The sequence below is a fragment of the Cupriavidus sp. SZY C1 genome (assembly GCF_032190535.1).
Classification (GTDB): Bacteria; Pseudomonadota; Gammaproteobacteria; order Burkholderiales; family Burkholderiaceae; genus Cupriavidus; species Cupriavidus pauculus_C.
Genome location: NZ_JAUANU010000001.1, coordinates 671,816 through 695,336, shown reverse-complemented (window position 1 = coordinate 695,336; position 23,521 = coordinate 671,816). Strand labels below are relative to the sequence as shown.

At 67.2% G+C, this 23,521-nt stretch carries 25 protein-coding genes; 9 read left to right on the top strand and 16 right to left on the bottom strand.

Annotated elements, in window-relative coordinates:
- Positions 1–93: 93 nt before the first annotated feature.
- The 5 genes from QTN24_RS03270 to hda form a co-directional block, all read right to left on the bottom strand.
- Complete coding sequence (locus QTN24_RS03270; protein ID WP_313835287.1) at positions 94–735, bottom strand: deoxynucleoside kinase; 642 nt, start codon at positions 733–735, stop codon at positions 94–96.
- A gap of 21 nt (positions 736–756) precedes the next feature.
- Positions 757–1,275 (bottom strand): 2-amino-4-hydroxy-6-hydroxymethyldihydropteridine diphosphokinase, encoded by a 519-nt coding sequence (gene folK, locus QTN24_RS03265; protein WP_124683336.1) that lies wholly within the window; start codon positions 1,273–1,275, stop codon positions 757–759.
- Between the two features lies 1 nt (position 1,276).
- Complete coding sequence (pcnB, locus tag QTN24_RS03260; protein WP_313835286.1) at positions 1,277–2,896, bottom strand: polynucleotide adenylyltransferase PcnB; 1,620 nt, start codon at positions 2,894–2,896, stop codon at positions 1,277–1,279.
- 1 nt (position 2,897) lies between these two features.
- Positions 2,898–3,572, bottom strand: a complete 675-nt coding sequence (locus tag QTN24_RS03255; protein ID WP_313835285.1) for an HAD family hydrolase — start codon at positions 3,570–3,572, stop codon at positions 2,898–2,900.
- 98 nt (positions 3,573–3,670) lie between these two features.
- Positions 3,671–4,384 carry a DnaA regulatory inactivator Hda gene (gene hda / locus QTN24_RS03250; protein ID WP_124683339.1) on the bottom strand — a complete coding sequence of 238 codons (714 nt, stop codon included), beginning with the start codon at positions 4,382–4,384 and terminating at the stop codon, positions 3,671–3,673.
- 205 nt (positions 4,385–4,589) lie between these two features.
- Here hda and purM point away from each other — a divergent pair, with 205 nt between their 5' ends.
- Positions 4,590–5,642, top strand: a complete 1,053-nt coding sequence (gene purM / locus QTN24_RS03245; RefSeq protein WP_313835284.1) for a phosphoribosylformylglycinamidine cyclo-ligase — start codon at positions 4,590–4,592, stop codon at positions 5,640–5,642.
- 70 nt (positions 5,643–5,712) lie between these two features.
- Here purM and QTN24_RS03240 read toward each other — a convergent pair whose 3' ends face one another.
- From QTN24_RS03240 to mutL, 3 genes are all read right to left on the bottom strand, one after another.
- The gene (locus QTN24_RS03240; protein ID WP_313835283.1) at positions 5,713–6,207 is read right to left on the bottom strand and encodes a GNAT family N-acetyltransferase; all 495 of its coding nucleotides are present in this window, start codon (positions 6,205–6,207) and stop codon (positions 5,713–5,715) included.
- 66 nt (positions 6,208–6,273) lie between these two features.
- Positions 6,274–7,227, bottom strand: a complete 954-nt coding sequence (gene miaA, locus QTN24_RS03235) for a tRNA (adenosine(37)-N6)-dimethylallyltransferase MiaA (RefSeq protein WP_313835282.1) — start codon at positions 7,225–7,227, stop codon at positions 6,274–6,276.
- Positions 7,228–7,239: 12 nt separating this feature from the next.
- Complete coding sequence (gene mutL, locus QTN24_RS03230) at positions 7,240–9,222, bottom strand: DNA mismatch repair endonuclease MutL (RefSeq protein ID WP_313835281.1); 1,983 nt, start codon at positions 9,220–9,222, stop codon at positions 7,240–7,242.
- Between the two features lie 84 nt (positions 9,223–9,306).
- Between mutL and QTN24_RS03225 the strand changes: the two genes are divergently transcribed.
- Positions 9,307–10,002 (top strand): VTT domain-containing protein, encoded by a 696-nt coding sequence (locus QTN24_RS03225; RefSeq protein ID WP_409558978.1) that lies wholly within the window; start codon positions 9,307–9,309, stop codon positions 10,000–10,002.
- Between the two features lie 36 nt (positions 10,003–10,038).
- On the opposite strand, the gene QTN24_RS03220 is transcribed toward QTN24_RS03225, so the two are convergent.
- Both QTN24_RS03220 and murJ read right to left on the bottom strand, forming a co-directional pair.
- Positions 10,039–10,887 (bottom strand): SirB1 family protein, encoded by an 849-nt coding sequence (locus QTN24_RS03220; RefSeq protein WP_124683345.1) that lies wholly within the window; start codon positions 10,885–10,887, stop codon positions 10,039–10,041.
- Positions 10,888–10,904: 17 nt separating this feature from the next.
- Positions 10,905–12,455 (bottom strand): murein biosynthesis integral membrane protein MurJ, encoded by a 1,551-nt coding sequence (gene murJ / locus QTN24_RS03215; RefSeq protein ID WP_124683346.1) that lies wholly within the window; start codon positions 12,453–12,455, stop codon positions 10,905–10,907.
- A gap of 355 nt (positions 12,456–12,810) precedes the next feature.
- On the opposite strand from murJ, the gene rpsT reads away from it, so the two are divergent.
- Positions 12,811–13,077: a 30S ribosomal protein S20 gene (rpsT, locus tag QTN24_RS03210; RefSeq protein ID WP_124683347.1), complete on the top strand. Its 267-nt coding sequence runs from the start codon at positions 12,811–12,813 to the stop codon at positions 13,075–13,077.
- A gap of 151 nt (positions 13,078–13,228) precedes the next feature.
- Here rpsT and QTN24_RS03205 read toward each other — a convergent pair whose 3' ends face one another.
- Positions 13,229–13,537, bottom strand: a complete 309-nt coding sequence (locus QTN24_RS03205; RefSeq protein ID WP_124683348.1) for a DUF3579 domain-containing protein — start codon at positions 13,535–13,537, stop codon at positions 13,229–13,231.
- Between the two features lie 440 nt (positions 13,538–13,977).
- On the opposite strand from QTN24_RS03205, the gene argF reads away from it, so the two are divergent.
- Entirely contained in the window at positions 13,978–14,901 is a 924-nt protein-coding gene (gene argF / locus QTN24_RS03200; RefSeq protein WP_124683349.1) for an ornithine carbamoyltransferase, read from the top strand.
- Positions 14,902–14,980: 79 nt separating this feature from the next.
- Positions 14,981–15,292, top strand: coding sequence for a pyrimidine/purine nucleoside phosphorylase (locus tag QTN24_RS03195; RefSeq protein ID WP_124683350.1), 312 nt, complete (start codon positions 14,981–14,983; stop codon positions 15,290–15,292).
- Between the two features lie 12 nt (positions 15,293–15,304).
- On the opposite strand, the gene murB is transcribed toward QTN24_RS03195, so the two are convergent.
- Positions 15,305–16,315: a UDP-N-acetylmuramate dehydrogenase gene (gene murB, locus QTN24_RS03190; protein ID WP_313835279.1), complete on the bottom strand. Its 1,011-nt coding sequence runs from the start codon at positions 16,313–16,315 to the stop codon at positions 15,305–15,307.
- 107 nt (positions 16,316–16,422) lie between these two features.
- Between murB and QTN24_RS03185 the strand changes: the two genes are divergently transcribed.
- A complete protein-coding gene (locus tag QTN24_RS03185) occupies positions 16,423–16,908 on the top strand; it encodes a YajQ family cyclic di-GMP-binding protein (RefSeq protein WP_124683352.1) in 486 nt (161 codons plus the stop codon).
- Between the two features lie 18 nt (positions 16,909–16,926).
- Here QTN24_RS03185 and QTN24_RS03180 read toward each other — a convergent pair whose 3' ends face one another.
- The 3 genes from QTN24_RS03180 to QTN24_RS03170 form a co-directional block, all read right to left on the bottom strand.
- Positions 16,927–17,376 carry a DUF192 domain-containing protein gene (locus QTN24_RS03180; RefSeq protein WP_124683353.1) on the bottom strand — a complete coding sequence of 150 codons (450 nt, stop codon included), beginning with the start codon at positions 17,374–17,376 and terminating at the stop codon, positions 16,927–16,929.
- 153 nt (positions 17,377–17,529) lie between these two features.
- Positions 17,530–17,715 (bottom strand): hypothetical protein, encoded by a 186-nt coding sequence (locus QTN24_RS03175; protein WP_124683354.1) that lies wholly within the window; start codon positions 17,713–17,715, stop codon positions 17,530–17,532.
- A 123-nt stretch (positions 17,716–17,838) separates the two neighbouring features.
- Complete coding sequence (locus QTN24_RS03170; RefSeq protein WP_313835277.1) at positions 17,839–18,450, bottom strand: pseudouridine synthase; 612 nt, start codon at positions 18,448–18,450, stop codon at positions 17,839–17,841.
- A 125-nt stretch (positions 18,451–18,575) separates the two neighbouring features.
- Here QTN24_RS03170 and icd point away from each other — a divergent pair, with 125 nt between their 5' ends.
- Complete coding sequence (icd, locus tag QTN24_RS03165; RefSeq protein WP_124683356.1) at positions 18,576–19,826, top strand: NADP-dependent isocitrate dehydrogenase; 1,251 nt, start codon at positions 18,576–18,578, stop codon at positions 19,824–19,826.
- A 210-nt stretch (positions 19,827–20,036) separates the two neighbouring features.
- On the opposite strand, the gene QTN24_RS03160 is transcribed toward icd, so the two are convergent.
- Positions 20,037–20,246 (bottom strand): cold-shock protein, encoded by a 210-nt coding sequence (locus QTN24_RS03160; RefSeq protein WP_124683357.1) that lies wholly within the window; start codon positions 20,244–20,246, stop codon positions 20,037–20,039.
- Positions 20,247–20,812: 566 nt separating this feature from the next.
- On the opposite strand from QTN24_RS03160, the gene clpS reads away from it, so the two are divergent.
- Both clpS and clpA read left to right on the top strand, forming a co-directional pair.
- The gene (clpS, locus tag QTN24_RS03155) at positions 20,813–21,139 is read left to right on the top strand and encodes an ATP-dependent Clp protease adapter ClpS (RefSeq protein ID WP_049815983.1); all 327 of its coding nucleotides are present in this window, start codon (positions 20,813–20,815) and stop codon (positions 21,137–21,139) included.
- A complete protein-coding gene (clpA, locus tag QTN24_RS03150) occupies positions 21,136–23,433 on the top strand; it encodes an ATP-dependent Clp protease ATP-binding subunit ClpA (protein WP_124683358.1) in 2,298 nt (765 codons plus the stop codon). Before clpS ends, clpA begins: the two co-directional genes overlap by 4 nt.
- The last annotated feature ends 88 nt before the right edge of the window (positions 23,434–23,521 follow it).

The window sequence follows — 23,521 nt, the reverse complement described above, 5'->3', positions numbered from 1 at the left end:
GCGCCGGATACGCCCCGGCGGCGGCCGTTGTCGTTATCGTGTCGTGCTGCCGGGGGCCTTAGGCGCGTCTTTGCAGCGGCGGGTGGAGCAGACTCAGGGCGCGGCGAGATTCAGGAAAGCCTTGCGGCCCCGCATGGTCTCGATGCGCGACAGTAGTGTACGGAAATCGCCGTCGTTGTCCACCGGATTGAAATGCGCGGTATCGACGATCAGCACCGGCGCGTCGTCGTAGCGGTGGAACAGCTCGCCATAGGCGTCGTGCAGGCGCTGCAGGTACGACTCGTCGATGGCGGTTTCGCCCGGCAGCCCGCGCCGCAGGATGCGCTCGCGCAGCAGCGATGGCGTGGCCTGCAGCAGGATCACCAGGTCCACGCGCTGCGCGGGCAGCGCCAGCCGGGCGGCCAGCGCATCGTAGAGCGCGAGTTCGTCGGACTCCAGCGTCAGCGCGGCGTAGAGCCGGTCGCGCGGGGCCACGAAGTTGGTGATCATCCGATGGCCGGCCAGCATCGCCGCCTGCCACTGCTGCAACTGCGTGGCACGCTGGTTCAGGCACGCCAGCTGCATCGGCAGCGCGTAGCGCGCCGGTTCACGGTAGAAGCGTTCCAGGAAGGGATTGTGGCGGGCGCCGTCGGGCAGTTCGCCGGCCCGCAGGTATTGCGCCAGCCGCTGGGCCAGCGCCGATTTGCCGGAGCCGATGGGGCCTTCGATGACGATGCGGCGCAGGTGGTCGAGCATGGCCGGGATGCTCCGTCGCGCTCAGGTCGGCGCGTTGCCTTCCTGCAAGCGAGTGCACTTGCATGAGGAAAGCTTCTCGATGCGCTGGCCCTGCACGCCGGGCAGGTAGCCGGCCGCGCGGCCGTGGCCGGGAATCTCCAGCGCCGGGTCCAGTTCCAGCAGCGGCACCAGCACGAACGCGCGCTCGGTGATGCGCGGGTGCGGCACGGTCAGCGTCTCGGTGTTGATGGCATCGGCGCCGAACAGCAGCAGGTCCAGGTCCAGCGTGCGCGGGGCGTTCTGGAACGGCCGCTCGCGGCCGAACTGGTCTTCGATGTGGTGGCAGATGCGCAGCAGCTGCGGCGCGGTAAACGACGTCTCGATCTTCACCACGGCGTTGAAGTAGTCGTCGCCCGTCGCGTCGACCGGCGCGGTGCGATAGAACGAAGACCGGGCCACGACCGTGATGCCGACCTGCTGGGCCAGGCACACGATCGCGTCCTTCAATGCCTGGCGCGCATCGCCAAGATTGGCGCCGATGCCGATGAAGGCGAGCGTCATGTTATTCCTCCGGCTGGGCGCGGCGGGGGTCCGGCTCGGACTGACCTCCATCGGTCCGGTCGGCGGCATCCGCCTCGCTGCGGGAAGACACTTTATCCGATTTCCGCGGACCGCGCCGGCGGCGCCGCTTGCGTGCCGGGGCGTCGCCCTCGGGGCCGCCGGCGAACTCCGCGCCGCCGTCGTCGCCGGCGTCCGCGCCACCTTCGGCACCTTCATGGGCGGCATCGCCGCCGCGTGCGCCGCCCTTGCCGGACTTGCCGCGCGCGGGCCGTACGGCGTCGATCAGCGTCTCGCGTTCCTCGGGATGGGCGTTCTGGAAGTCCGTCCACCACTGGCCCAGTTCGGCCGGCTGTTCGCCCGCCTGGCAGCGCAGTTGCAGGAAGTCGTAGCCCGCGCGGAAGCGCGGCGATTCCAGCAGCCGGTACGGCATGCGGCCCACGCGCTTTTCAAAGCGCGGCTGCATGCCCCAGATGTCGCGCATGTCGGTGACAAAGCGGCGCTGGATGGCCAGCTGGCCGGTCTGCTTTTCCAGCACCATGTCCATGGCCGTGTTCAGCGCGGCGATCGGGTGCTCGCCGCCTTCGCGCAGCTTGGTCCAGCGCTGCAGCACGTGGTGCCACAGCAGCGACGCGAACAGGAAGCCCGGCGATACCGGCTTGCCAGCCTGCACGCGGCGGTCTGTGTTGTCGAGCGCAAGCTGCACGAAGCGCTGGCCCATGGGCTGCTCGATCGCCACGTCCAGCAGCGGCAGCAGGCCCTTGTGCAGGCCGGCCTTGCGCAGTTCCTGCAGCGACGCCCAGGCGTGCCCGGACATCAGCAGCTTCAGCATCTCGTCGAACAGCCGCGCGCTGGGCACGTTGTGGATCAGCGGCGCCAGCTCGCCGATCGGCAGGCGCGTGGCCTCGTCGATGCCAAAGCCGGTCTTGGCCGCAAAGCGCACCACGCGCAGCATGCGCACCGGGTCTTCGCGGTAGCGGGTGACCGGGTCGCCGATCATCCGCAGCGTCTTCGCGCGGATGTCTTCCATGCCGTGATGGTAGTCATGCACGGTCTGGGCGGCCGGATCGTAGTACATCGCGTTGATCGTGAAGTCGCGGCGCTCGGCGTCCTCGGCCTGCGAGCCCCAGACGTTGTCGCGCAGCACGCGGCCGCTGGCGTCGATCGCATGCGTCTTGCTGTCCAGCTCCGCGCGCTTCAGGCGGCGGCCCTCGGGCAGCGTCTCGCTGGCCACGGCGTCGACCAGCGCGCGGAACGTGGAGACTTCGATGATTTCCTGCTCGCGGCCGCCGTAGAACGTCACGTGGACGATCTGGAACCGCCGGCCGATGATGCGCGAGCGGCGGAACAGGGCCTGCACCTGCTCCGGCGTGGCGTTGGTGGCCACGTCGAAGTCCTTCGGCTTGATGCCGAGCAGCAGGTCGCGCACGGCGCCGCCCACGATGAAGGCCTGGTAGCCGGCCTGCTGGAGCGTGGACGTCACCTTGACGGCGTTGCGCGAGATCAGGGACGGATCGATGCGGTGTTCGTCGACGCCGACGATGTTCGGCATGTGGGCGCGGCCGGTGCGGCGCTGTTTCGGCCCCGGCTTGCCGAGCAGCCGGGTGATGAGCTTCTTGATCACGTCAGAACAGGTCCATGATGCGCCAGCCGGCGGCGGCCGCGTGGTTGCGCAGGCGGTCGTCGGGGTTGGCGGCGATCGGCTCGCTGACTTTTTCGAGCAGCGGCAGGTCGTTGGCCGAATCGCTGTAGAACGTGGTGGTGCCAAAGTCGTCCCACTTCGCGCCCAGGCTCTTGAGCCAGCTTTCCACGCGGGTGATCTTGCCCTCGCGGAAGCTCGGCACGCCCATGACCTCGCCGGTGAAGGCGCTCTCGGGCTTGCCGTCGACGGTCTCCGGGTCGGTGGCGATCAGGTGCTTGATGCCGAATGCCTGCGCGATGGGGGCGGTGACGAAGCTGTTGGTGGCGGTGACCACGGCGCACAGGTCGCCGGCTTCCAGGTGCTTGTACACCAGGGCCCTGGCCTGCGGCGTGATGACGGGCTCGATGACCTCGTGCATGAAGCGCACGCGCCACTGGTCCAGGCGGTCGCGCGGGTTGGCCGCCAGCGGGGCCAGCGCGAAGCGCAGGAATTCCTGGATATTGAGCGTCCCAGCCTTGTATTGGCTGTAGAACTCGTCGTTCTTGCGACGATACGATTCCTCGTCGACGACGCCCATGCGGACCAGGAAGCGGCCCCATTCGTGGTCGCTATCGGTCGGGATCAGGGTGTGGTCGAGGTCAAACAGTGCCAGATTCATGGGGCGCGATTTTACATTAAGGTGCCGCGGGCGGTCGGCCTGGCCCGGGCGGGGGTGGGGCGGCGCGTGGCCGGCCCCGCGGATAGGGGGCGGGGCGGCTACTCCCGGAATTCGGCGAACATTTCGCGCAGCAGCGGCAGCGTCACGGCCCGCTTGCGCTCCAGCGCATACATGTCCAGCGCGTCCAGCAGGGCCATCAGGCTCGGCATGTCGCGGTAGTGGCGCGTGACCAGCCAGTGCGGGATTTCGGGCGATAGCTGCAGCCCGCGTTCCCTGGCGGCCTGCACCAGCGCGGCCATCTTGTCCTCGTCGGACAGCGGCTGGAGCTGGTAGACAAGCCCCCAGCCCAGCCGTGTGCGCAGGTCTTCACGTACTGGCATCGCGCGCGGCGCCAAGCCGCCCGCCACGATCAGCGCGCAGCGCACATGGGCGCGCACTTCGTTGTACAGCGAAAACACGGCAATCTGGCGCGCCTCGTCCAGCAGCTCCACGTTGTCGACCGTGTAGACCTGGCAGGCCGGATCGAAGATGAAGTCGGCCAGCGCGTGGTGCGGGCTCAGGTAGCGGCAGTTCAGTCCCGCGTGGATGGCGCCGTCGCAGACCGCGTGCAGCAGGTGCGTGCGGCCCGAGCCCATGTCGCCCCACAGGTAGACCAGCCGGTCGTTGGCCTGCTCGCGTGCCACCTGGCCGGGCAGTTCCTTCAGCCGCTGCACGGGCTCGCGGTTGGCAGCCACGAAAAAATTCTCGAACGTCGAAGGGGGCGGGCTGCCCAGTTCGAGAGATAGCTGCTTGTGACTTTGACGCGGTGACATGACGAATCCGTAACTTGCGCGATGCGGGTGCGCTAGCAGGCCGATGCGCCCGCCTACTGGTCGCCGGGAGCCTGTATCCGTTAAAATCGCGATTTTACTGGAGTCGCGCCCGCGCCCCGCGTCCGATTGGCCCCAACGGTCCGGGAAGCGCGTCAAAAAGCGGCGGATTCCACACTTCACCCTCCTCAAAGACAAGCAGGTTCTCATGAGCGCATCCCCGACCGCCGGCCAGGCAGGCCTTTCCTACCGCGATGCCGGTGTTGACATCGATGCCGGCGACGCCCTGGTCGACCGCATCAAGCCGTTTGCCAAGCGCACCATGCGCGAAGGCGTGATGGCGGGCATCGGCGGTTTCGGCGCCCTGTTCGAGCTGTCGAAGAAGTTCCAGGAGCCGGTGCTGGTCTCCGGCACGGACGGCGTGGGCACCAAGCTCAAGCTGGCGTTCCAACTGAACCGCCACGACACCGTGGGCCAGGACCTCGTGGCGATGAGCGTGAACGACATCCTGGTGCAGGGTGCCGAGCCGCTGTTCTTCCTCGACTACTTCGCCTGCGGCAAGCTGGACGTGGACACCGCCGCGACGGTCATCCAGGGCATCGCCCACGGCTGCGAACTGGCCGGTTGCGCGCTGATCGGCGGCGAGACCGCCGAGATGCCGTCGATGTACCCGGACGGCGAGTACGACCTGGCCGGTTTTGCGGTCGGCGCGGTGGAAAAGAAGAAGATCATCGACGGCACGACGATCCGCCCGGGCGACGTGGTGCTGGGCCTGGCCTCGTCGGGTGCGCACTCGAACGGTTACTCGCTGGTGCGCAAGATCATCGAGGTGGCCAAGCCGGACCTGAATGCCGATTTCCACGGCCAGCGCCTGCAGGACGCCATCATGGCGCCCACGCGCATCTACGTGAAGCCGCTGCTGTCGCTGATCGAGACGCTGCCGGTCAAGGGCATGGCCCACATCACCGGCGGCGGCCTGACCGAGAACGTGCCGCGCGTGCTGGCCGACAACCTGACCGCCGTGATCCAGAAGGACGCCTGGACGCTGCCGCCGCTGTTCCAGTGGCTGCAGGCCCAGGGTAACGTGGCCGACGCCGAAATGCACCGCGTGTTCAACTGCGGCATCGGCATGGTGGTGATCGTCGCCAAGGAAGACGCCGAACGCGCCATCCGCCACCTGCAGGCCGCCGGCGAAGCCGTGTGGCAGATCGGCGAGATCCAGGAACGCGCCGAAGGCCAGGCCCAGACGGTGGTGGTGTAACGCCCCACCGGTGTAGTGCTCCCCTCGCCCGCACGGCGGGAGAGGGGAGAAACCTCCCTCCCCGGCGTTCCTACGCCGCCCCCAGCTCCCGCAACGCTTCCCCGGTTACCCGGCAGATCCGCCAGTCCGGCATCACGTCGGCGCCCATGGCGCGGTAGAAGTCGATCGACGGCTGGTTCCAGTCGAGCACCGACCATTCGAAGCGGCCGCAGTCGCGCGCCACGGCCAGTGCCGCCAGATGCTTGAGCAGCGCCTTGCCGAGCCCGTGGCCGCGCCAGGCCGGTTCCACGAACAGATCTTCCAGGTAGAGCCCCGGCTTGGCCAGGAAGGTCGAGAAATTGTGGAAGAACAGTGCAAAGCCCACGGCGCGCGGGGCGCCATCCTGGTCGACTTCCACGAGTACCGCTTCCGCATGGGGCCGGGCGCCAAACAGCGCGGCTTCGATCTTCTGCGGCGTGGCTTCCACCAGATGGGTCAGCTTTTCGTATTCGGCCAGGTCGGAGATCAGGCGGAACAGCGTGGCGCTGTCAGCGGGCATGGCGGGGCGGATCGAGTACGGGGTCATGGCGGGGCGTGCCGAGCGTCGGCGCTTGAAAAAGTGAACGCCGATTATCGTCCAGCTCTGGCGCGATCACCAGCCCGCGGCGCGGGCCACCTGGGCGACGTAGTCGGGCGCCAGCGCATCGACGGACACGCGCTCGGGCGTGCTGCGCAGCCACGTCAACTGGCGCTTGCAAAGCTGGCGCGTGGCGGCGATGCCGCGCTCGCGCATGGTGGCGAAGTCGCAGTCGCCATCCAGATACTCCCAGACCTGCCGATACCCGACGCACCGCATCGACGGCAGCCCCAGGTGCAGGTCGCCGCGCGCGCGCAGGGCCTTGACCTCGTCCAGCAGGCCGCCTTCGAGCATGGCGTCGAAGCGGGCGGCGATGCGCGCGTGCAGCACGGCGCGGTCCGATGGCTCCAGCGCGATCACCCGGTAGCGCGCGTCGGCGGCGCCGGCGAACGTGCGGGCATCGGCCTGGCGGGCCAGCAGCGCCGACATCGGCTGGCCGCTCAGGCGGAAGATTTCGAGCGCGCGCTGGATGCGCTGCGCATCGTTCGGCGCCAGGCGGGCGGCGGTCACCGGGTCCACCTCGGCCAGCATCGCATGCAGCGCCGGCCAGCCGCGCGCGGCCGCCAGCGCGTCCAGCTCGGCGCGCAGGGCCGGGTCGGCCTGCGGCAGGTCGTTCAGCCCCTGCGTCAGCGCCTTGTAGTAGAGCATCGTGCCGCCCACGATCAGCGGCGTGCGCCCGCGCGCGCGGATATCGTCCACCAGCCGCTCGGCATCGGTCACGAATTGCGCGGCCGAGTAGCTGTCGAGCGGGTCGATGATGTCGATCAGGTGGTGCGGCACGCTGGCCAGTTCGTCGGGCGTCGGCTTGGCCGTGCCGATATCCATGCCGCGATAGACCAGCGCCGAATCGAGGCTGATGATCTCCACGGGCCGGCGCGCGGCCAGGGCCAGCGCCGCCGCGGTCTTGCCCGAGGCGGTGGGACCCAGCAGGCAGACGACGGGCGGGTGAATGGAAGACTGCGCGGACATCTTGCAGGCAGGTTACTGGCCGCGCAGGAACAGGCGGTCGAGTTCGGTCACGGTCAACTGGACCCAGGTGGGACGGCCATGGTTGCACTGGTCGGCGCGCTCGGTCTGCTCCATCTGGCGCAGCAGCGCGTTCATTTCCTCGACCGTGAGCTTGCGGTTGGCGCGCACGGCGCTGTGGCACGCCAGCGTGGCCAGCAGTTCGTTGCGGCGCTCGGCCAGCACGCGCGAGCCGCCGAACGATTGCAGGTCGCGCAGCACGTCGCGCGCCAGCGCCTCGGCGTCGGCCTGCTTCAGCAGCGCCGGCACCGCGCGCACGGCCAGCGTGGTGGGCGACACCGGCGCGATGTCGAAGCCCAGCAACTGCAGCGTTTCCTGATGTTCCTCGGCGGCGCCGATCTCGACCGGGCTGGCGGGCAGCGTCACCGGGATCAGCAGCGGCTGCACCGCAAGGTCGCGGGCGTCCAGACCGGTCTTGATCTGCTCGTAGAGAATGCGTTCGTGGGCCGCGTGCATGTCGACCAGCACCAGCCCGCGCGCGTTCTGCGCCAGCACGTAGATACCGTGGAGCTGGGCGATGGCGTAGCCGAGCGGATGGTCGGCGTCGGCGTCGGCATCGTCATCGTTCGTGGCCGGCAGGCCGGCGTCGCGCGGCGGCAGGCGGTCCAGCAGACCGGGCGGCTCGTCGGCGCGGGCGGCCTGGGCATCGGCCAGCCAAGCCGGCGGCTGCGGGGACGGCTGCCAGGCCCGCGCGGTGTCGCCGGACGCCGGCGCGGTGGCCTCGCGCACCATGCCCAGGTACGCCTGGCGCGGCTGGGCGATGCCCAGCTCGCTCTGGCGGCCGGCCGAATAGTTGATCCACTGCGGCGCGGCGCCGGGCACGCCGGCCGGACGTGCCGCCGGCATCGGCACCAGCCCGGCACCGTCGCCGGTATCGGAATGCAGGCTGTCGCCCTGTTCGCCGGCCTGGCGCGCCAGGCAGCGCTGCACGGCGTGGTAGACGAACTGGTGCACCGCGCGCGATTCGCGGAAGCGCACTTCGATCTTCGACGGGTGCACGTTGACGTCGACCAGCTCGGGCGGCAGGTCCAGGCACAGCACGTACGACGGGAAGCGGTCGCCGTGCAGCACGTCCTGGTAGGCGCTGCGCACGGCGTGGTTCAGCAGCTTGTCGCGCACGAAGCGGCCGTTGACGAAGAAATACTGCTGGTCCGGCCGCCCGCGCGACGCGGTGGGCAGCCCGGCAAAGCCGTACAGGTGCAGCGCGTCGGCGCCTTCGTCCAGCGCCAGCCGGGCGCGCGCGAAGTCGCTGCCCAGCACCTGGGCGGTGCGCGTGGCCACGTCGCCGGCGTTCCAGTGTTCGAGCGGCTTGCCGTTGTGGTGGACCGAGATCGTGACGTCGGGCCGTGCCAGCGCCGCGCGGCGGATCATCTCCAGGCAATGGCCCAGCTCGGTCTGCTCGGACTTGAGGAACTTTCTGCGCGCCGGCGTGTTGAAGTACAGGTGCTGGACGTCGATCATCGTGCCGACCCCGCCGGACGCGGGCTGCACGTGGCCGGTATCGGCGCTGATCTGCGTGGCATGGGCGTCGCCGGCCGTGCGGCTGGTCAGCACGAGGTGCGACACGGAAGCGATGGACGCCAGCGCCTCGCCGCGGAAGCCCAGCGTCAGCACCGATTCCAGCTCGTCGAGCGAGGCAATCTTGCTGGTGGCGTGCCGCATCAGGGCTACCGGCAGTTCGCTGGCGGGAATGCCGCAGCCGTTGTCGGTGATGACGATGCGGCGCACGCCGCCTTCCTCCAGCCGGATGCCCAGTTGCGTGGCGCCGGCGTCGAGCGCGTTTTCGAGCAGTTCCTTGACCACCGACGCGGGCCGCTCCACCACCTCGCCGGCGGCGATCTGGCTGATCAGTTGATCGGGCAACGGCCGGATCGGGCGGCCGGGCTGGGTGGTGCGGAGGGAGGCCCGGGCTTCGGGCAGGGCGGCGTCGGCAGGCATGCGGGCGATTATACGTGCGGCCGGACACCTTTTCGGCGCACTCCGGACCGGCAGGGGCCGGAACGGTTTCATGGCTCTTGTATGATGGGGGCCTTCACGAGAGAGAGGTCAAATTTGGATACCGCATTGCACCTGTTCGACATGATCCTGCATGTCGACAAATTCCTCGGTCAGTTCGTCCTGGACTATGGCGTCTGGGTCTACGGCATCCTGTTTGCCATCGTGTTCGCGGAAACCGGCCTCGTGGTCGTGCCGTTCCTGCCCGGGGATTCGCTGCTGTTCATCGCGGGGGCCATGTGCGCCACCGGGGCGATGAACGAGTGGATGCTCTGCGGCCTGCTGTTCGCGGCCGCGGTGATCGGCAACACCGTCAACTATTTCATCGGCAGCTGGATCGGGCCGAAGGTGTTTGACCACCAGTGGCGCTTCCTGGACCAGAACGCGCTGCGCAAGACGCACGATTTCTACGAGCGCCACGGCGGCAAGACGCTGGTCATGGCGCGTTTCATCCCGATCGTGCGGACGTTTGCGCCGTTCGTGGCGGGGGTGTCGCAGATGACGTTCGCGCGCTTCCAGCTCTTCAACGTGCTGGGCGCCGCCCTGTGGGTGTTCGGCCTGGTCTTTGCCGGCTACTTCTTCGGCAACCTGCCGTTCATCAAGCAGTACCTGAACCTGATCGTGCTGGCCGGGATCGGCGCGGCCATCGTGCCGCTGGTGCTGGGCGGGCTCTGGAAGCTGGTGCGCGGCCCGCGCCGCCGTCCGGCCGACCGCAAGCCCTGAGCGGGGGGCGCCCCCGGGGCGCTCACCGGTGGGCCGTCAGCTCAGGCTGCGGCTCATCATCCGCAGGGCCGGCATGCGGTCGCGGATCTGCGTGGTGTCGGCCGCATCGGGCCGCGCCCGCACGTAGGCTTCCAGGTCTTCCAGCGCCGGCCGGAAGCACTCCAGGTTGGCATAGGCCAGCCCCCGGTCGCGCACTTCCTCGATCGAATCGGGCAGCAGGATGACCAGGCGGTTCTGCACCGCCAGCAGCCGCTGCCAGCGCGATTCCTGCAGGTAGATCGCCTTCAGGTTGCGCAGCATGCGCGCCACGATCTCGCGGTGGCCGGCCACCTGCAGGAACAATCCCAGCGGTACCTCGTTGGACCCGGTGATGCCTTCGCGCTCCAGCCACGGGTCGAGCATTTCCTGCAACTGCTCCCGGGACAGCGTCTCGCCGGTCAGCGGGTCGAGCACGACCTCGCCGGCCGGAATGGTCATGCGCACCAGAAAGTGGTTCGGGAACGACACCCCCTTGAGCGGCAGGCCGATCTGCTGGCCCAGTTCCATGTACAACACGGCCAGCGAGATGGGAATGCCGCGGCGCTGCTTGAGCACCACGTTCAGGTAGGAGTTGTCGGGGTCGTAGTAGTCGTTCGCGTTGGGCCCGAAGCCCAGGTCGCGGTAGAAGAAATGATTGAGCAGCCGCAGGCGCTGGATGGCCGGCGTGCCCTCGGCAATCCGGCGCTTCAGGCGCACCGCCAGCACGTCCAGCGCGGCAAGCTCGGCCTGCAGGTCGAGGTCCGGATAGGCGTCCTGGGCGATCGCGAGCGCGGTTTCCGTCAGCGGGATGGCGTCGTCGTCGGCCACGAGGCTGGCGAAATAGTCCAGGACTTTCGTGGAGGTCATGGGGGCGATGTTCCTGACTAGCCGGCGCGGCGCCGGAAGGCCGCATAGCGCAGGCCCATGAGCCACAGTGTACCGAAGTAGACCGCCGCCGCAAGTACCAGGCAGGCCGCCATCAGCGCGATGCGCAGCCAGGGGGTGGCGCCCATTCCCACCCAGTCGAAGTTGCGCGAGAACCAGAGCAGCATGCCCGACAGGATCAGCACGGCCGCCACCAGCCGCAGCAGGAACAGCCCCCAGCCCGGCGCGGGGTGGTAGAAGCCGCGCCGGCGCAGGCCGAAGAACAGCAGCAGCGCGTTGACCGTGGCACCAAAGCTGATCGACAGCGCCAGCCCCGCATGGGCGAACATCGGCACGAACACGAAGTTCGACACCTGGGTGATGACCAGCACCAGCACCGCGATCTTGACCGGCGTGCGGATGTCCTGCCGCGCATAGAAGCCAGGCGTCAGGATCTTGATCAGGATGAGGCTCAGCAGCCCGACGCCGTAGGTGGCCACGGCCTGGCGCGTCATTTCCACGGCGTGGGCGTCGAACTTCCCGTAGTTGAACAGCACCGACGTCAGCGGCGTGCCGAACACGAAGAGGCCCACCGCGCACGGCACGGCCAGCAGGAAGGTCAGGCGCAGGCCCCAGTCCAGCAGACCCGAGTATTCCTCGCGGTCATCGTTGGCGCTGGCGCGCGACAGGCTGGGCAGCAGGATGGTGCCCAGCGCCACGCCCAGCAGGGCGGTGGGGAATTCCATCAGCCGGTCGGCATAGGTCAGGTACGACACGCTGCCCGCCGCCAGCCGCGACGCGATATTCGTATTGATGATCAGGCTGATCTGGGCCACGGACACGGCCAGCAGCGCCGGCGCCATCTGCCGGGCCACGCGCCGGGCGCCGGGGTTGGACCACGCCGCGCGCAGGTTCAGCGACACGCGCGGCAGCACGCCCAGGCGCCGCATGGCCGGGACCTGGATGGCCAGTTGCAGCACGCCGCCCACCAGCACGCCCCACGCCTGCGCGTAGATCGGCTGCGCCATGTGCGGGCCGACCCACAGCGCCGCCACGATCAGGCAGACGTTGAGCAGCACCGGCGTGAAGGCCGGCACGGCAAAGTTGCGCCACGTGTTCAGCACGCCCGACGCCAGCGCCACCATCGAGATCAGGCCGATGTACGGGAACATGACGCGCGTCATGAATACGGCGGCGTCGTAGGTCTCGGCGTCGCCCCGGAAGCCGGTGGCCACGACGGTCATGACAATCGGCGCGGCCACCACGCCCAGCAGCGACACGGCCGCCAGCACCCAGGCCATCACCGTGGCCACGGCGTCGATCAGCCGGTGGGTTTCCTCGTCGCCGCGCTTGCCGTGGTACTCGTTCAGGATCGGCACGAACGCCTGCGAGAACGCGCCCTCGCCAAAGATGCGGCGCAGCAGGTTGGGGATGCGGAACGCCACGTTGAAGGCGTCGGTCATGTCCGAGGCGCCAAAGGCCCGGGCGATCAGGATTTCGCGCATCAGGCCCGTGATGCGCGAGAGCATCGTCAGGCCGCTGATGGTGGCGAGCGCTTTGAGGAGGTTCAAGGTATCGGTCGGGGGAAGCTGCGGTGCCTGGCGCCGGCAAGCCGGGCGCCTTGTCTGGCGGATCAGACTGCCCGGCCGCGCGCAAAGTTGCCGCGGCGCCACGCCGGGGTGCCGATTGTGGCGCTTATTATACGGATCGGCCACGGTTTGCCGGCTGCGGGGGCGCCGTGGCGCAAGTGTCGTGGATCGGCCTTGCCTCCGGCGCGGCCATGTGTGTATAATCGCCGATTCGCAAGGACAGTCGCGTCCAGGATTCGTTTGTCGAAACATCCCGGGTCGCACGATGTGACTTAATTGTTGCGTCCCAAATTATTGCGTCGCCCCGGGCGCGCATTCTGAATTCAGGAAGAGATACATGGCAAATTCCGCACAAGCTCGCAAGCGCGCGCGCCAGGCCGTCGCCGCGAACGCCCACAACTCCAGCCTGCGCTCGCGTCTGCGCACCGCCGTCAAGGCCGTCCGCAAGGCCATCGACGCTGGCGACAAGGCCGCAGCCGCCGAGATCTTCAAGCAATCGCAGACGATCATCGACAGCATCGCCGACAAGAAGATCGTGCACAAGAACAAGGCAGCGCGCCACAAGTCGCGCCTGTCGGCCGCCATCAAGTCGATGGCTGCCTGATAACCGCCCGGGCCGCTCCGGCGGCCGGTGGTATCGAAAAGCCCGTCTCCGGACGGGCTTTTTTGTTGCCGGACGATCCGCCTCGGGTGGGCCGTCCAGTAAAAAACCCGGCGTAGGCCGGGTTTTGCTTTTCTGGTGCCGGGCGGGCCGGTCAGTCGTGATGCACGGAACAGGCTTCCACGACCTGCAGGTTGTTGTCGCGGGCAAAATTCAGCACGAAGTCCAGCGCCTTGGGCTCGATCTCGCGCAGCCGGGTATCGACCACCACGTTCTTCACGCCAGCCACGATCACGGGCCGCACGTACGGCGAGTAGGTCAGTCGGGGATCGCCGGTATCGCCCTCGGGTCGGAATTGCGCCATCACGCCGCACAGCCGCTCGGCCCAGTCGCTGGGACGGAAGGTCTTGCCTTCCTTTGTCACGCCTTGGATGAAATATTCGCGAACTTGGGGGGTGGTCATGGGACTGCGGGGATCTGCTTGGTGACTCGACGGTAAACCCGTGGCACGGGCGCCCCGTTTGACGGGTCCGGCGGGCGATTGGTTCGCGCGCGTCCGGACGGGGAGCGGGGCGGTCATGTCGACGGGGGCACTTTTGATGCCGGCGGCGGGCGGTGGCATGGGTATGCCGGGCCCCGCGTGAATCAGCGAGTATTATATCTTATATAAGACTTGCGCATACGACGAAATCCTGTCGGGAACCTGTCAGCGGCGGCCATCAGGGTCCTCTGCCGGGTTAACGGCGCGGGCTCGCCAAAGCTGGAATAATCCCTTATGATCTTTGCAATTACATTGCGTAAGCGACGCGAAAGGCGGCTCCGCGACACGCTCCAGTCCTGAAGGTTTGCGCTTGGCGCGCGCCTCCGGACTGCGTGTCCCAAGCGAGTCGCCTTCTTTGTTTTATGAGCCCAACCCCGATCAAGCATTACCTCCAGTTCAGCGACCTCGGTGCCGATGAGTACGCGTACCTGCTGGACCGCGCAAGGATCCTGAAGGCGAAGTTCAAGAACTACGAGACATGGCACCCGCTGCACGACCGCACGCTGGCCATGATCTTCGAGAAGAATTCCACGCGTACGCGGCTGTCGTTCGAGGCCGGCGTCCACCAGCTTGGCGGCCATGCGGTGTTCCTGAACACGCGCGATTCACAGCTGGGCCGTGGCGAGCCGATCGAGGACGCGGCCCAGGTCATCTCGCGGATGGTGGACATCATCATGATCCGCACCTACGGCCAGGACATCATCGACCGATTTGCCGCCCACTCGCGCGTGCCGGTCATCAACGGCCTGACCAACGAATACCACCCGTGCCAGGTGCTGGCCGATGTCTTCACGTACATCGAGCAGCGCGGCAGCATCGCCGGCAAGACCGTGGCGTGGATCGGCGACGCCAACAACATGGCGTACACGTGGATCCAGGCGGCCGAGCGGCTCGACTTCACGTTCACGTTCTCGGCGCCGCCGGGATACCAGCTTGACCCGGCGATGGTGCCGGCCTCCGCCGCGTCGCGCGTGAAGGTGTTTGCCGATCCGCTGCAGGCCTGCGAGGGCGCCCACCTGGTGACCACCGACGTCTGGACCAGCATGGGCTTCGAGGCCGAGAACGACGCCCGCAAGCGCGCGTTCAAGGACTGGATGGTGACCACGGCGATGATGGACCGCGCCGCCGACGACGCGCTGTTCATGCACTGCCTGCCCGCGCACCGCGGCGAGGAAGTGGAAGCCGCCGTGATCGACGGCCCGCGCAGCGTGGTCTGGGAAGAAGCCGAAAACCGCCTGCACGTGCAGAAGGCGCTGATGGAATACCTGCTCTGCGGCCGCTACTGAGCGCGCACCGGAGCCGATGGAAGGGGGCCGCGAGGGCTCCCTTTTTTACGTCCTTGCAAACCCGAATCGAGGAGATGAGATGAGCCAGTTCGACAACGTGTCGGTCGTCAAGAAAGCCAACCTGTATTTCGACGGCAAGTGCGTGAGCCACACGGTGCTGTTTGCCGACGGCACGCGCAAGACGCTGGGCGTGATCTTTCCGGCCACGCTGACGTTCAACACGGGCGCCCCGGAGATCATGGAAGTCAACGCGGGCAGCTGCCGCGTGCGCCTGGCCGGGGCCGACGAGTGGAAGACCTACGGCGCCGGCCAGCAGTTCAACGTGCCCGGCAACAGCAGCTTCGACATCGAAGTGACCGAGACGCTCGACTACGTCTGCCACTTCGAATGACCCCGCCGGGGCTCAGAGGATCACCGGCTCCGGCTCGATCCTGACCCCGAACCGCGCCTGGACCGTATCCGCGATACGGTCGGCCAGCTTCAGCAGCGCGGCACCCGTGCCGCCGCCGTGGTGCACCAGCACCAGCGCCTGCTTGCCATAGACGCCCACCGGGCCGTCGTCCAGCCCCTTGAACCCGCACTGGTCGATCAGCCAGCCGGCGGCCAGCTTGTAGCTGCCGTCGGGCTGGGGATAGCTGACCAGCGCCGGGTGATCGGCCAGCAGCGCGTGGCGCTGGGCGGCCGGGACCACCGGATTCTTGAAGAACGACCCTGCATTGCCGATCCGCGCCGGATCGGGCAGCTTGCGCGAGCGGATGGCAATGACCGCGTCGCGGACCTGCGCCGCCGTCGGCGCGGCCAGGCCCTCCAGTTCGCGTGCCAGTTCGCCATAGTTGAGCACTGGCTGCCACGCCTTGGGCAGGCGCAGCGTCACGGCCGTGATGATGTAGCGGTCACGGCCGGCACGCTTGAACAGGCTGTCGCGGTAGCCGAACGCGCAGGCGTCCAGGTCGAGCGTGACGAATTCCCCCGCCTGGCGGTCGTAGGCGCGCAGGCTGGCAAAGCGTTCGCGCAGTTCCACGCCGTAGGCCCCGATGTTCTGGATCGGCGCCGCGCCGGCCGTGCCGGGGATCAGCGCCAGGTTTTCCAGGCCGGGCAGGCCGTCGGCCACGGTGCGGGATACCAGCGCGTGCCAGTTCTCGCCAGCGCCGGCCGTGACGTGCCAGTTGTCGCCCTGGTCGGCCACGGCGTAGCCCGAAATCTCCATCAGCAGCACGCAGGCGTCCAGGTCTCCCGTCAGCACCACGTTGCTGCCACCCCCGAGCACCACCACGGGCATGCCGGCCGCGCGGGGGTCCGCCAGGGCGGTCACGAGGTCGGTTTCGGTGCGAATATGCGCCGCCAGGCGCGCACGCGCATCGAAGCCGAATGTATTGTGGCGGCGCAGGGGATAAAATTCGTGAAAATCTGCCATGAAGGACGGGGAAAGCACCCCGGACCGGGGCAGGCCCCGATTATACGTAACCGTATGGACCGGCCACCGCCGCAGGCGGCGCGCCGAGCCGTGCCAGGAGAACCGAAATGCCGTCGTTTGACGTAGTGTGCGAAGCCAACATGGTGGAAGTGAAGAACGCCGTGGAGCAGGCCAACAAGGAAATTTCCACGCGCTTTGACTTCAAGGGATCCGACGCCCGGGTCGAGCAGAAGGAAGGCGAACTGGTCGTCTTTGCCGACGACGACTTCAAGCTGGACCAGGTCAAGGACGTGCTGATCAACAAGATGGCCAAGCGCAACGTGGACGTGCGCTTCCTGGACTACGGCAAGGTCGAGAAGATCAGCGGCGACAAGGTCAAGCAGGTCGTCACGATCAAGAAGGGCGTCACCGGCGACCTGTCCAAGAAGATCGTCCGCATGATCAAGGACAGCAAGATCAAGGTCCAGGCCAGCATCCAGGGCGACGCGGTGCGCGTCTCCGGCGGCAAGCGCGACGACCTGCAGTCGGTCATCGCGCTGCTGCGCAAGGACGTGAGCGAAGCGCCGCTGGACTTCAACAACTTCCGCGACTGAGCGCCCGCCCAGCCGCCCCTACTGCGCCTGCCGCGGCTGCGGCAGGCCGCCGATTTTTGCGCCGGGCTTGATGCCCTTCTGCGCGAACCACCCCTTGTTCATCTCCAGCGCGTAGCGTACGGCCGCGCGCGGGCAGTGGTTGTCCTCGGTCTGGGGCTTCATGTCCTCGATGTTCACGATGCTGCCGTCGTCGGCCAGGAAGGCGATCGACAGCGGCAGGTTCGTGTTGCGCATCCAGAAGCAATGGCCGGCCTTTTCCTCGAAGACGAACAGCATGCCGGCGTTGGCGGGCATCGACTTGCGGTACATCAGCCCGCGCTCGCGCGCCTCGGGCGTGCCGGCCACCTCGGCCTGGATGGCATACATGCCGGCCGTCAGCGGAATGACGGGCAGCGCCGATTGCGCCTGGGCCAGGCCCGTCAGCGCGGTGGCGCCCACGGCAATCAGGTACTTGAACACGGGATGCATGGCGGTTCTTGTCGTTGGAGGTCAACTGCAGGCGAGAGCATAGCGCAGCCATGCTGCCCGTGCCCGCGCGCCGGGCATGAAAAAAGGCAGGACGCCGGGGCGCCTGCCTTGCGATGCGCGCCGCCGCGGGGGGCGGCGCGGCAGCCCGCCGTATCAGGCGGCCGGGGCCGAAGCGGCCGCCTTCTTGGCGTGCTTCTTGGTGTGCTTCTTGTGGGTGGTCTTCGCGGGCTTGGTGGCTTCCTTGGCGGCCGGCATGGCGTCAGCGGCCGGGGCCGAAGCCTGCGCGAAGGCGCCGGTAGCGAACAGGCCAACAGCCAGGGCAGCGATCAGTTTTTTCATTGCGAGTACCTCAGGAGGTTCCGAAGTTTGGAGGGTTCGACGCGTGTCAGACGTGTCACTCGCAACAACGGCACGCCATCTTATGGCGTTGACGTCGACTTTGCGACGAGTTGTAACCGCGTTTTACGGTCGTTTGCGCACATGTATTGCGCGACGGACATGTGACGCCCCCGCTGGAAGTCCCAGCATGCGGTCATCCACCTGACACCATTGGCCGGGCTTGAGCCCGAGGTCGGCCAGCGCAATGCCGCCGATGGCCGCGCGGACCAGCCGCAGCGTGGGAAAGCCCACCGCCGCCGTCATGCGCCGCACCTGCCGGTTCTTGCCTTCGCGGATCTGGATTTCGATCCATGTGGTCGGGATGGCGGCGCGGTAGCGGATCGGCGGGTCGCGGTCCCAGAGCCAGGCCGGTTCGTCAATGCACCGCGCGCCCGCCGGCAGCGTCCGGAAATCGCCGAGATCGACCCCGGCACGCAGGCGCGCCAGCGCGGTGTCGTCGGGCGTGCCCTCCACCTGGGCCAGATAGGTCTTGGCCAGCTTGTGGCGCGGATCGGCGATGCGCGCCTGCAGCGCGCCGTCGTCGGTCAGCAGCAGCAGGCCCTCGCTGTCGGCGTCGAGCCGGCCGGCCGGGTAGACGCCGGGCAGGTCGACACAATCGGCCAGCGTCGCCCGCGTGGGGTGGGCGGAGAACTGGCTCATCATCTGGTAGGGCTTGTTGAGGGCGATCAGGGTCATGGCGGCGCATTATCCCCCAGGCGGCGGCGGCCGTTACAATGCCTCGCACAACACAATCGCATCGCCGGGCGGCGCGGCCCGGCGCCAGCCATCGAGTCATCACCCATCCGCAGTTGGAGACGCATATGTATCAGCACATCAAGGTGCCGGCAGGCGAGAAGATCACGGTCAACGCCGATTTTTCGCTGAACGTGCCGGACAATCCGATCATCCCGTACATCGAGGGCGACGGCACCGGGGTCGATATCACGCCGGTGATGCTCAAGGTGGTGGACGCCGCGGTGGCCAAGGCCTACGGCGGCCGCCGCAAGATCGCCTGGATGGAGGTGTTTGCCGGCGAGAAGTCGACGCGGATCTATGGCCCGGACGTGTGGCTGCCCGACGAGACGCTGGACGTGGTCAAGGAGTACGTGGTGTCGATCAAGGGCCCGCTGACCACGCCCGTGGGCGGCGGCATCCGGTCGCTGAACGTGGCGCTGCGCCAGCAGCTCGACCTCTACGTGTGCCTGCGCCCGGTGCGCTATTTCAAGGGCGTGCCGTCGCCGGTGCGCGAGCCCGAGAAGACCGACATGGTGATCTTCCGCGAGAACTCGGAGGACATCTACGCCGGGATTGAATGGGCCGCCGGCAGCGAGGGGGCGAAGAAGCTGATCGCGTTCCTGCAGACCGAGATGGGCGTCAAGAAGATCCGCTTCCCAGAAACCTCGGCCATCGGCGTCAAGCCGGTGTCGCAGCAGGGCACGCAGCGGCTGGTGCGCAAGGCGATCCAGTACGCGATCGACAACGACAAGCCGTCGGTGACGCTGGTGCACAAGGGCAACATCATGAAGTTCACCGAGGGCGGCTTCCGCGACTGGGGCTACGAGCTGGCGCAGCAGGAATTCGGCGCCGAGCTGGTGGACGGCGGCCCGTGGTGCAAGTTCCGCAACCCGAAGACCGGCCGCGACATCGTGATCAAGGACGTCATCGCCGACGCCTTCCTGCAGCAGGTGCTGCTGCGCCCGGCCGAGTACTCGGTCATCGCCACGCTGAACCTGAACGGCGACTACATCTCCGACGCGCTGGCGGCCCAGGTGGGCGGCATCGGCATCGCGCCGGGCGCCAACATGTCCGATTCGGTGGCGATGTTCGAGGCCACCCACGGCACGGCCCCCAAGTACGCGGGCAAGGACTACGTGAATCCGGGTTCCGAGATCCTGTCGGCCGAAATGATGCTGCGCCACATGGGCTGGACCGAGGCGGCGGACCTGATCATCGACGCCATGGAAAAGTCGATCCTGTCGAAGAAGGTCACCTATGACTTTGCCCGGCTGCTGGAGGGCGCGACGCAGGTGTCGTGCTCCGGCTTCGGACAGGTGATGATCGACAACATGTAAGGCGCCGGCGGCTGGCGCCAACAAAAACGCCCGGCACATGGTTCACATGGGCCGGGCGTTTTGCCGGATGCTTGGCGTACGCGCTTGTTTCAGCGTGCCCCGGCCGGGGCATTGCCCGCCGTGGCACAGGATCCCGTTCCGAAGGGGTTGCCCCCTTCCCATCCGCATTGGCCGACGCCGCTCTCGATGGCGCGTTCGGCCGCGGCGCACTCAGGCCGTCGCGTCCTGGATGTTCGTGGCTTGCTTGCCCTTCGGGCCTTGCACTACCTCGAACGACACGCGCTGGCCTTCCTTCAGCGTCTTGAAGCCCGACATCTGGATAGCCGAAAAGTGCGCAAACAGTTCTTCCTCGCCATCGTCCGGCTTGATAAACCCGAAACCCTTGGCGTCATTGAACCATTTGACGATACCGCTTGCCATAAACTCCCCCAACGAAAAAGCTGATTTCAAGCGGGGAAACCAATGGCCAGCCGAAAACCACCATCGCGGCCCGGCCAGCCCGCTCCGGTGGGAACGGTCTGCAAGCGCCGCGCAAATGAAATTCGCGTCGCCAGCCGTCGGCGTTCGTCCGAAAACGCACCGCAAATGGCTGGCTACGCCGGTCGTGGGCCTCCCTGCTCACGGAAACATCCGGTCCGGACTTTATGCTTGGCTCGCTGCCAGGCCCGGGATGTGCAAACGATTTTTCTGGCAAACGAAAATACTGTCAAGCTGGCAGATTCCCCACTCCGCGAAGGGTGTGGCAGGATTGAAACGGCCAGGAATGGTACCTTTGCCGCTGTGGTGCGACGCCCCTGCGCGGCGCCCGGCCGGCCGCCCGTTCGTGCCCCGGCATGGGTCGGCAGGCACGGGGCTTGCACCGCAAACGTGCGCGGGGCGCCCTTTGTGCGGCAGCCCACGTGCCACCTATTTCCGAAGGGCTGCCCTTGAATACCGGGCCAGTTCCCCAAATTGCAGACTTGTGAGTAAGGGTTAGAATAAAAGCCATGGCGACACGGCTGGCGAACACCCCCCAACGCGAAGCAGGCACAGTCATCGAGCGGAAAGAGCAGCAGCTCAAGCCGCCGGCGATGTACAAGGTGCTCCTGCTCAATGACGACTACACTCCGATGGAGTTTGTCGTGATGATCCTGCAGCAGTATTTCAGCAGGGACCGGGAAACGGCGACGCAGATCATGCTCACCGTCCACCGGGAAGGTAAAGGCGTTTGTGGTATCTACACGCGGGATATTGCGGCGACCAAGGTCGAGCTTGTATCAACCCATGCGCGGCAGGCGGGCCACCCGCTGCAGTGCGTGATGGAGGAAGCATGATTGCGCAAGAATTGGAAGTAAGTCTGCACATGGCCTTTGTCGAGGCTCGCCAGGCGCGCCACGAGTTCATTACCGTGGAGCACCTGCTACAGGCGCTGCTCGACAACCCCACGGCAGCGGAAGTGCTGCGCGCCTGCGCGGCCAATATCGAGGACTTGCGCACGAGTCTGAAGAACTTCATCGCCGACAACACGCCCGTGGTGCCCGGTACCGATGAAGTGGACACGCAGCCGACGCTGGGCTTCCAGCGGGTGATCCAGCGCGCCATCATGCACGTCCAGTCGACGTCGAATGGCAAGAAGGAAGTCACCGGCGCCAACGTGCTCGTGGCCATCTTCGGCGAGAAGGATTCCCACGCGGTCTACTACCTGCAGCAGCAGGGCGTGACCCGCCTGGACGTGGTCAATTTCATCAGCCACGGCATCCGCAAGGACCAGGCCGAGCCGGCCAAGCACGGGGAAGGCAATCCCGAGGGCGAGGGCGGCGACGGCAAGGAAAGCCCGCTGGAGCAATACACCCAGAACCTGAACGCGCTGGCCAAGGCAGGCAAGATCGACCCGCTGATCGGCCGCGACAGCGAGGTGGAGCGCGTGGTGCAGGTGCTGTGCCGCCGGCGCAAGAACAACCCGCTGCTGGTGGGCGAGGCCGGCGTGGGCAAGACCGCCATTGCCGAGGGCCTGGCGTGGCGCATCACCAAGAACGAAGTGCCGGACATCCTGGAAAAGGCCACCGTGTACTCGCTCGACATGGGCGCGCTGCTGGCCGGCACCAAGTACCGCGGCGATTTCGAGCAGCGGCTCAAGGGCGTGCTGAAGTCGCTCAAGGACAATCCGAACGCCATCCTGTTCATCGACGAAATCCACACGCTGATCGGCGCGGGCGCCGCATCGGGCGGCACGCTGGACGCCAGCAACCTGCTCAAGCCGGCGCTGTCGTCGGGCCAGCTCAAGTGCGTCGGCGCGACCACGTTCACCGAATATCGCGGCATTTTCGAGAAAGATGCGGCCTTGTCGCGCCGGTTCCAGAAGATCGACGTGGTCGAGCCCTCGGTGGACCAGACCGTGCAGATCCTGCGCGGCCTGAAGTCGCGCTTCGAGGAGCACCACGGCGTCAAGTACGCGGCGTCGGCGCTGACCGCGGCGGCGGAGCTGTCGGCCCGGTTCATCACCGACCGCCACCTGCCGGACAAGGCCATCGATGTGATCGATGAGGCAGGCGCCGCGCAGCGCATCCTGCCGAAGTCCAAGCAGAAGAAGACGATCGGCAAGGGCGAGATCGAGGACATCGTCTCGCGCATCGCCCGCATCCCGCCGCAGAGCGTGAACCAGGACGACCGCAGCAAGCTGCAGACCCTGGAGCGCGACCTGAAGTCGGTGGTGTTCGGCCAGGACCCGGCCATCGAGGCGCTGTCGTCGGCCATCAAGATGTCGCGGGCCGGGCTGGGCAAGACCGACAAGCCGATCGGCTCGTTCCTGTTCTCGGGCCCCACCGGCGTGGGCAAGACCGAAGTCGCCAAGCAGCTCGCGTTCATCATGGGCATCGAGCTGCTGCGCTTCGACATGTCGGAATACATGGAGCGCCACGCGGTCAGCCGCCTGATCGGTGCGCCGCCGGGATACGTCGGGTTTGACCAGGGCGGCCTGCTGACCGAGGCCGTCACCAAGAAGCCGCACTGTGTGCTGCTGCTCGATGAGATCGAAAAGGCACATCCGGACATCTTCAACATTCTGCTGCAGGTCATGGACCACGGCTCGCTGACCGACAACAACGGTCGCCGCGCCGACTTCCGCAACGTGATTATCATCATGACCACGAACGCGGGGGCCGAGACGATGAACCGCGCGACGATCGGCTTCACCACGGCGCGCGAGCAGGGCGACGAGATGGCCGACATCAAGCGCATGTTCACGCCCGAGTTCCGCAACCGGCTGGATGCGACGATCAGCTTCCGTGCGCTGGACGAGGAAATCATCCTGCGCGTGGTGGACAAGTTCCTGATGCAGCTCGAAGAACAACTGCACGAGAAGAAGGTGGAAGCCAGCTTCTCGGACAAGCTGCGCAAGTATCTGGCGCGCAAGGGCTTCGACCCGCTGATGGGCGCGCGCCCGATGCAGCGCCTGATCCAGGACATGATCCGCAAGGCGCTGGCCGACGAGCTGCTGTTCGGCAAGCTGGTCACCGGCGGCAAGGTGGCGGTGGACCTGGACGACGCGGACCTGATCAAGCTGACGTTCTCGGAAGCCGATCCGGAACCGCCCGAGGCGCCGGAGAGCGAGCAGCGCGCCGAGGTCTGAGCGCGGCCGATCTCCCGTATCGCCGAATCGATGGCCGGGCCTGTCCCGGCCATTTTTGCGTCCGATTGTTCCAGTTCTGGGCGATCAC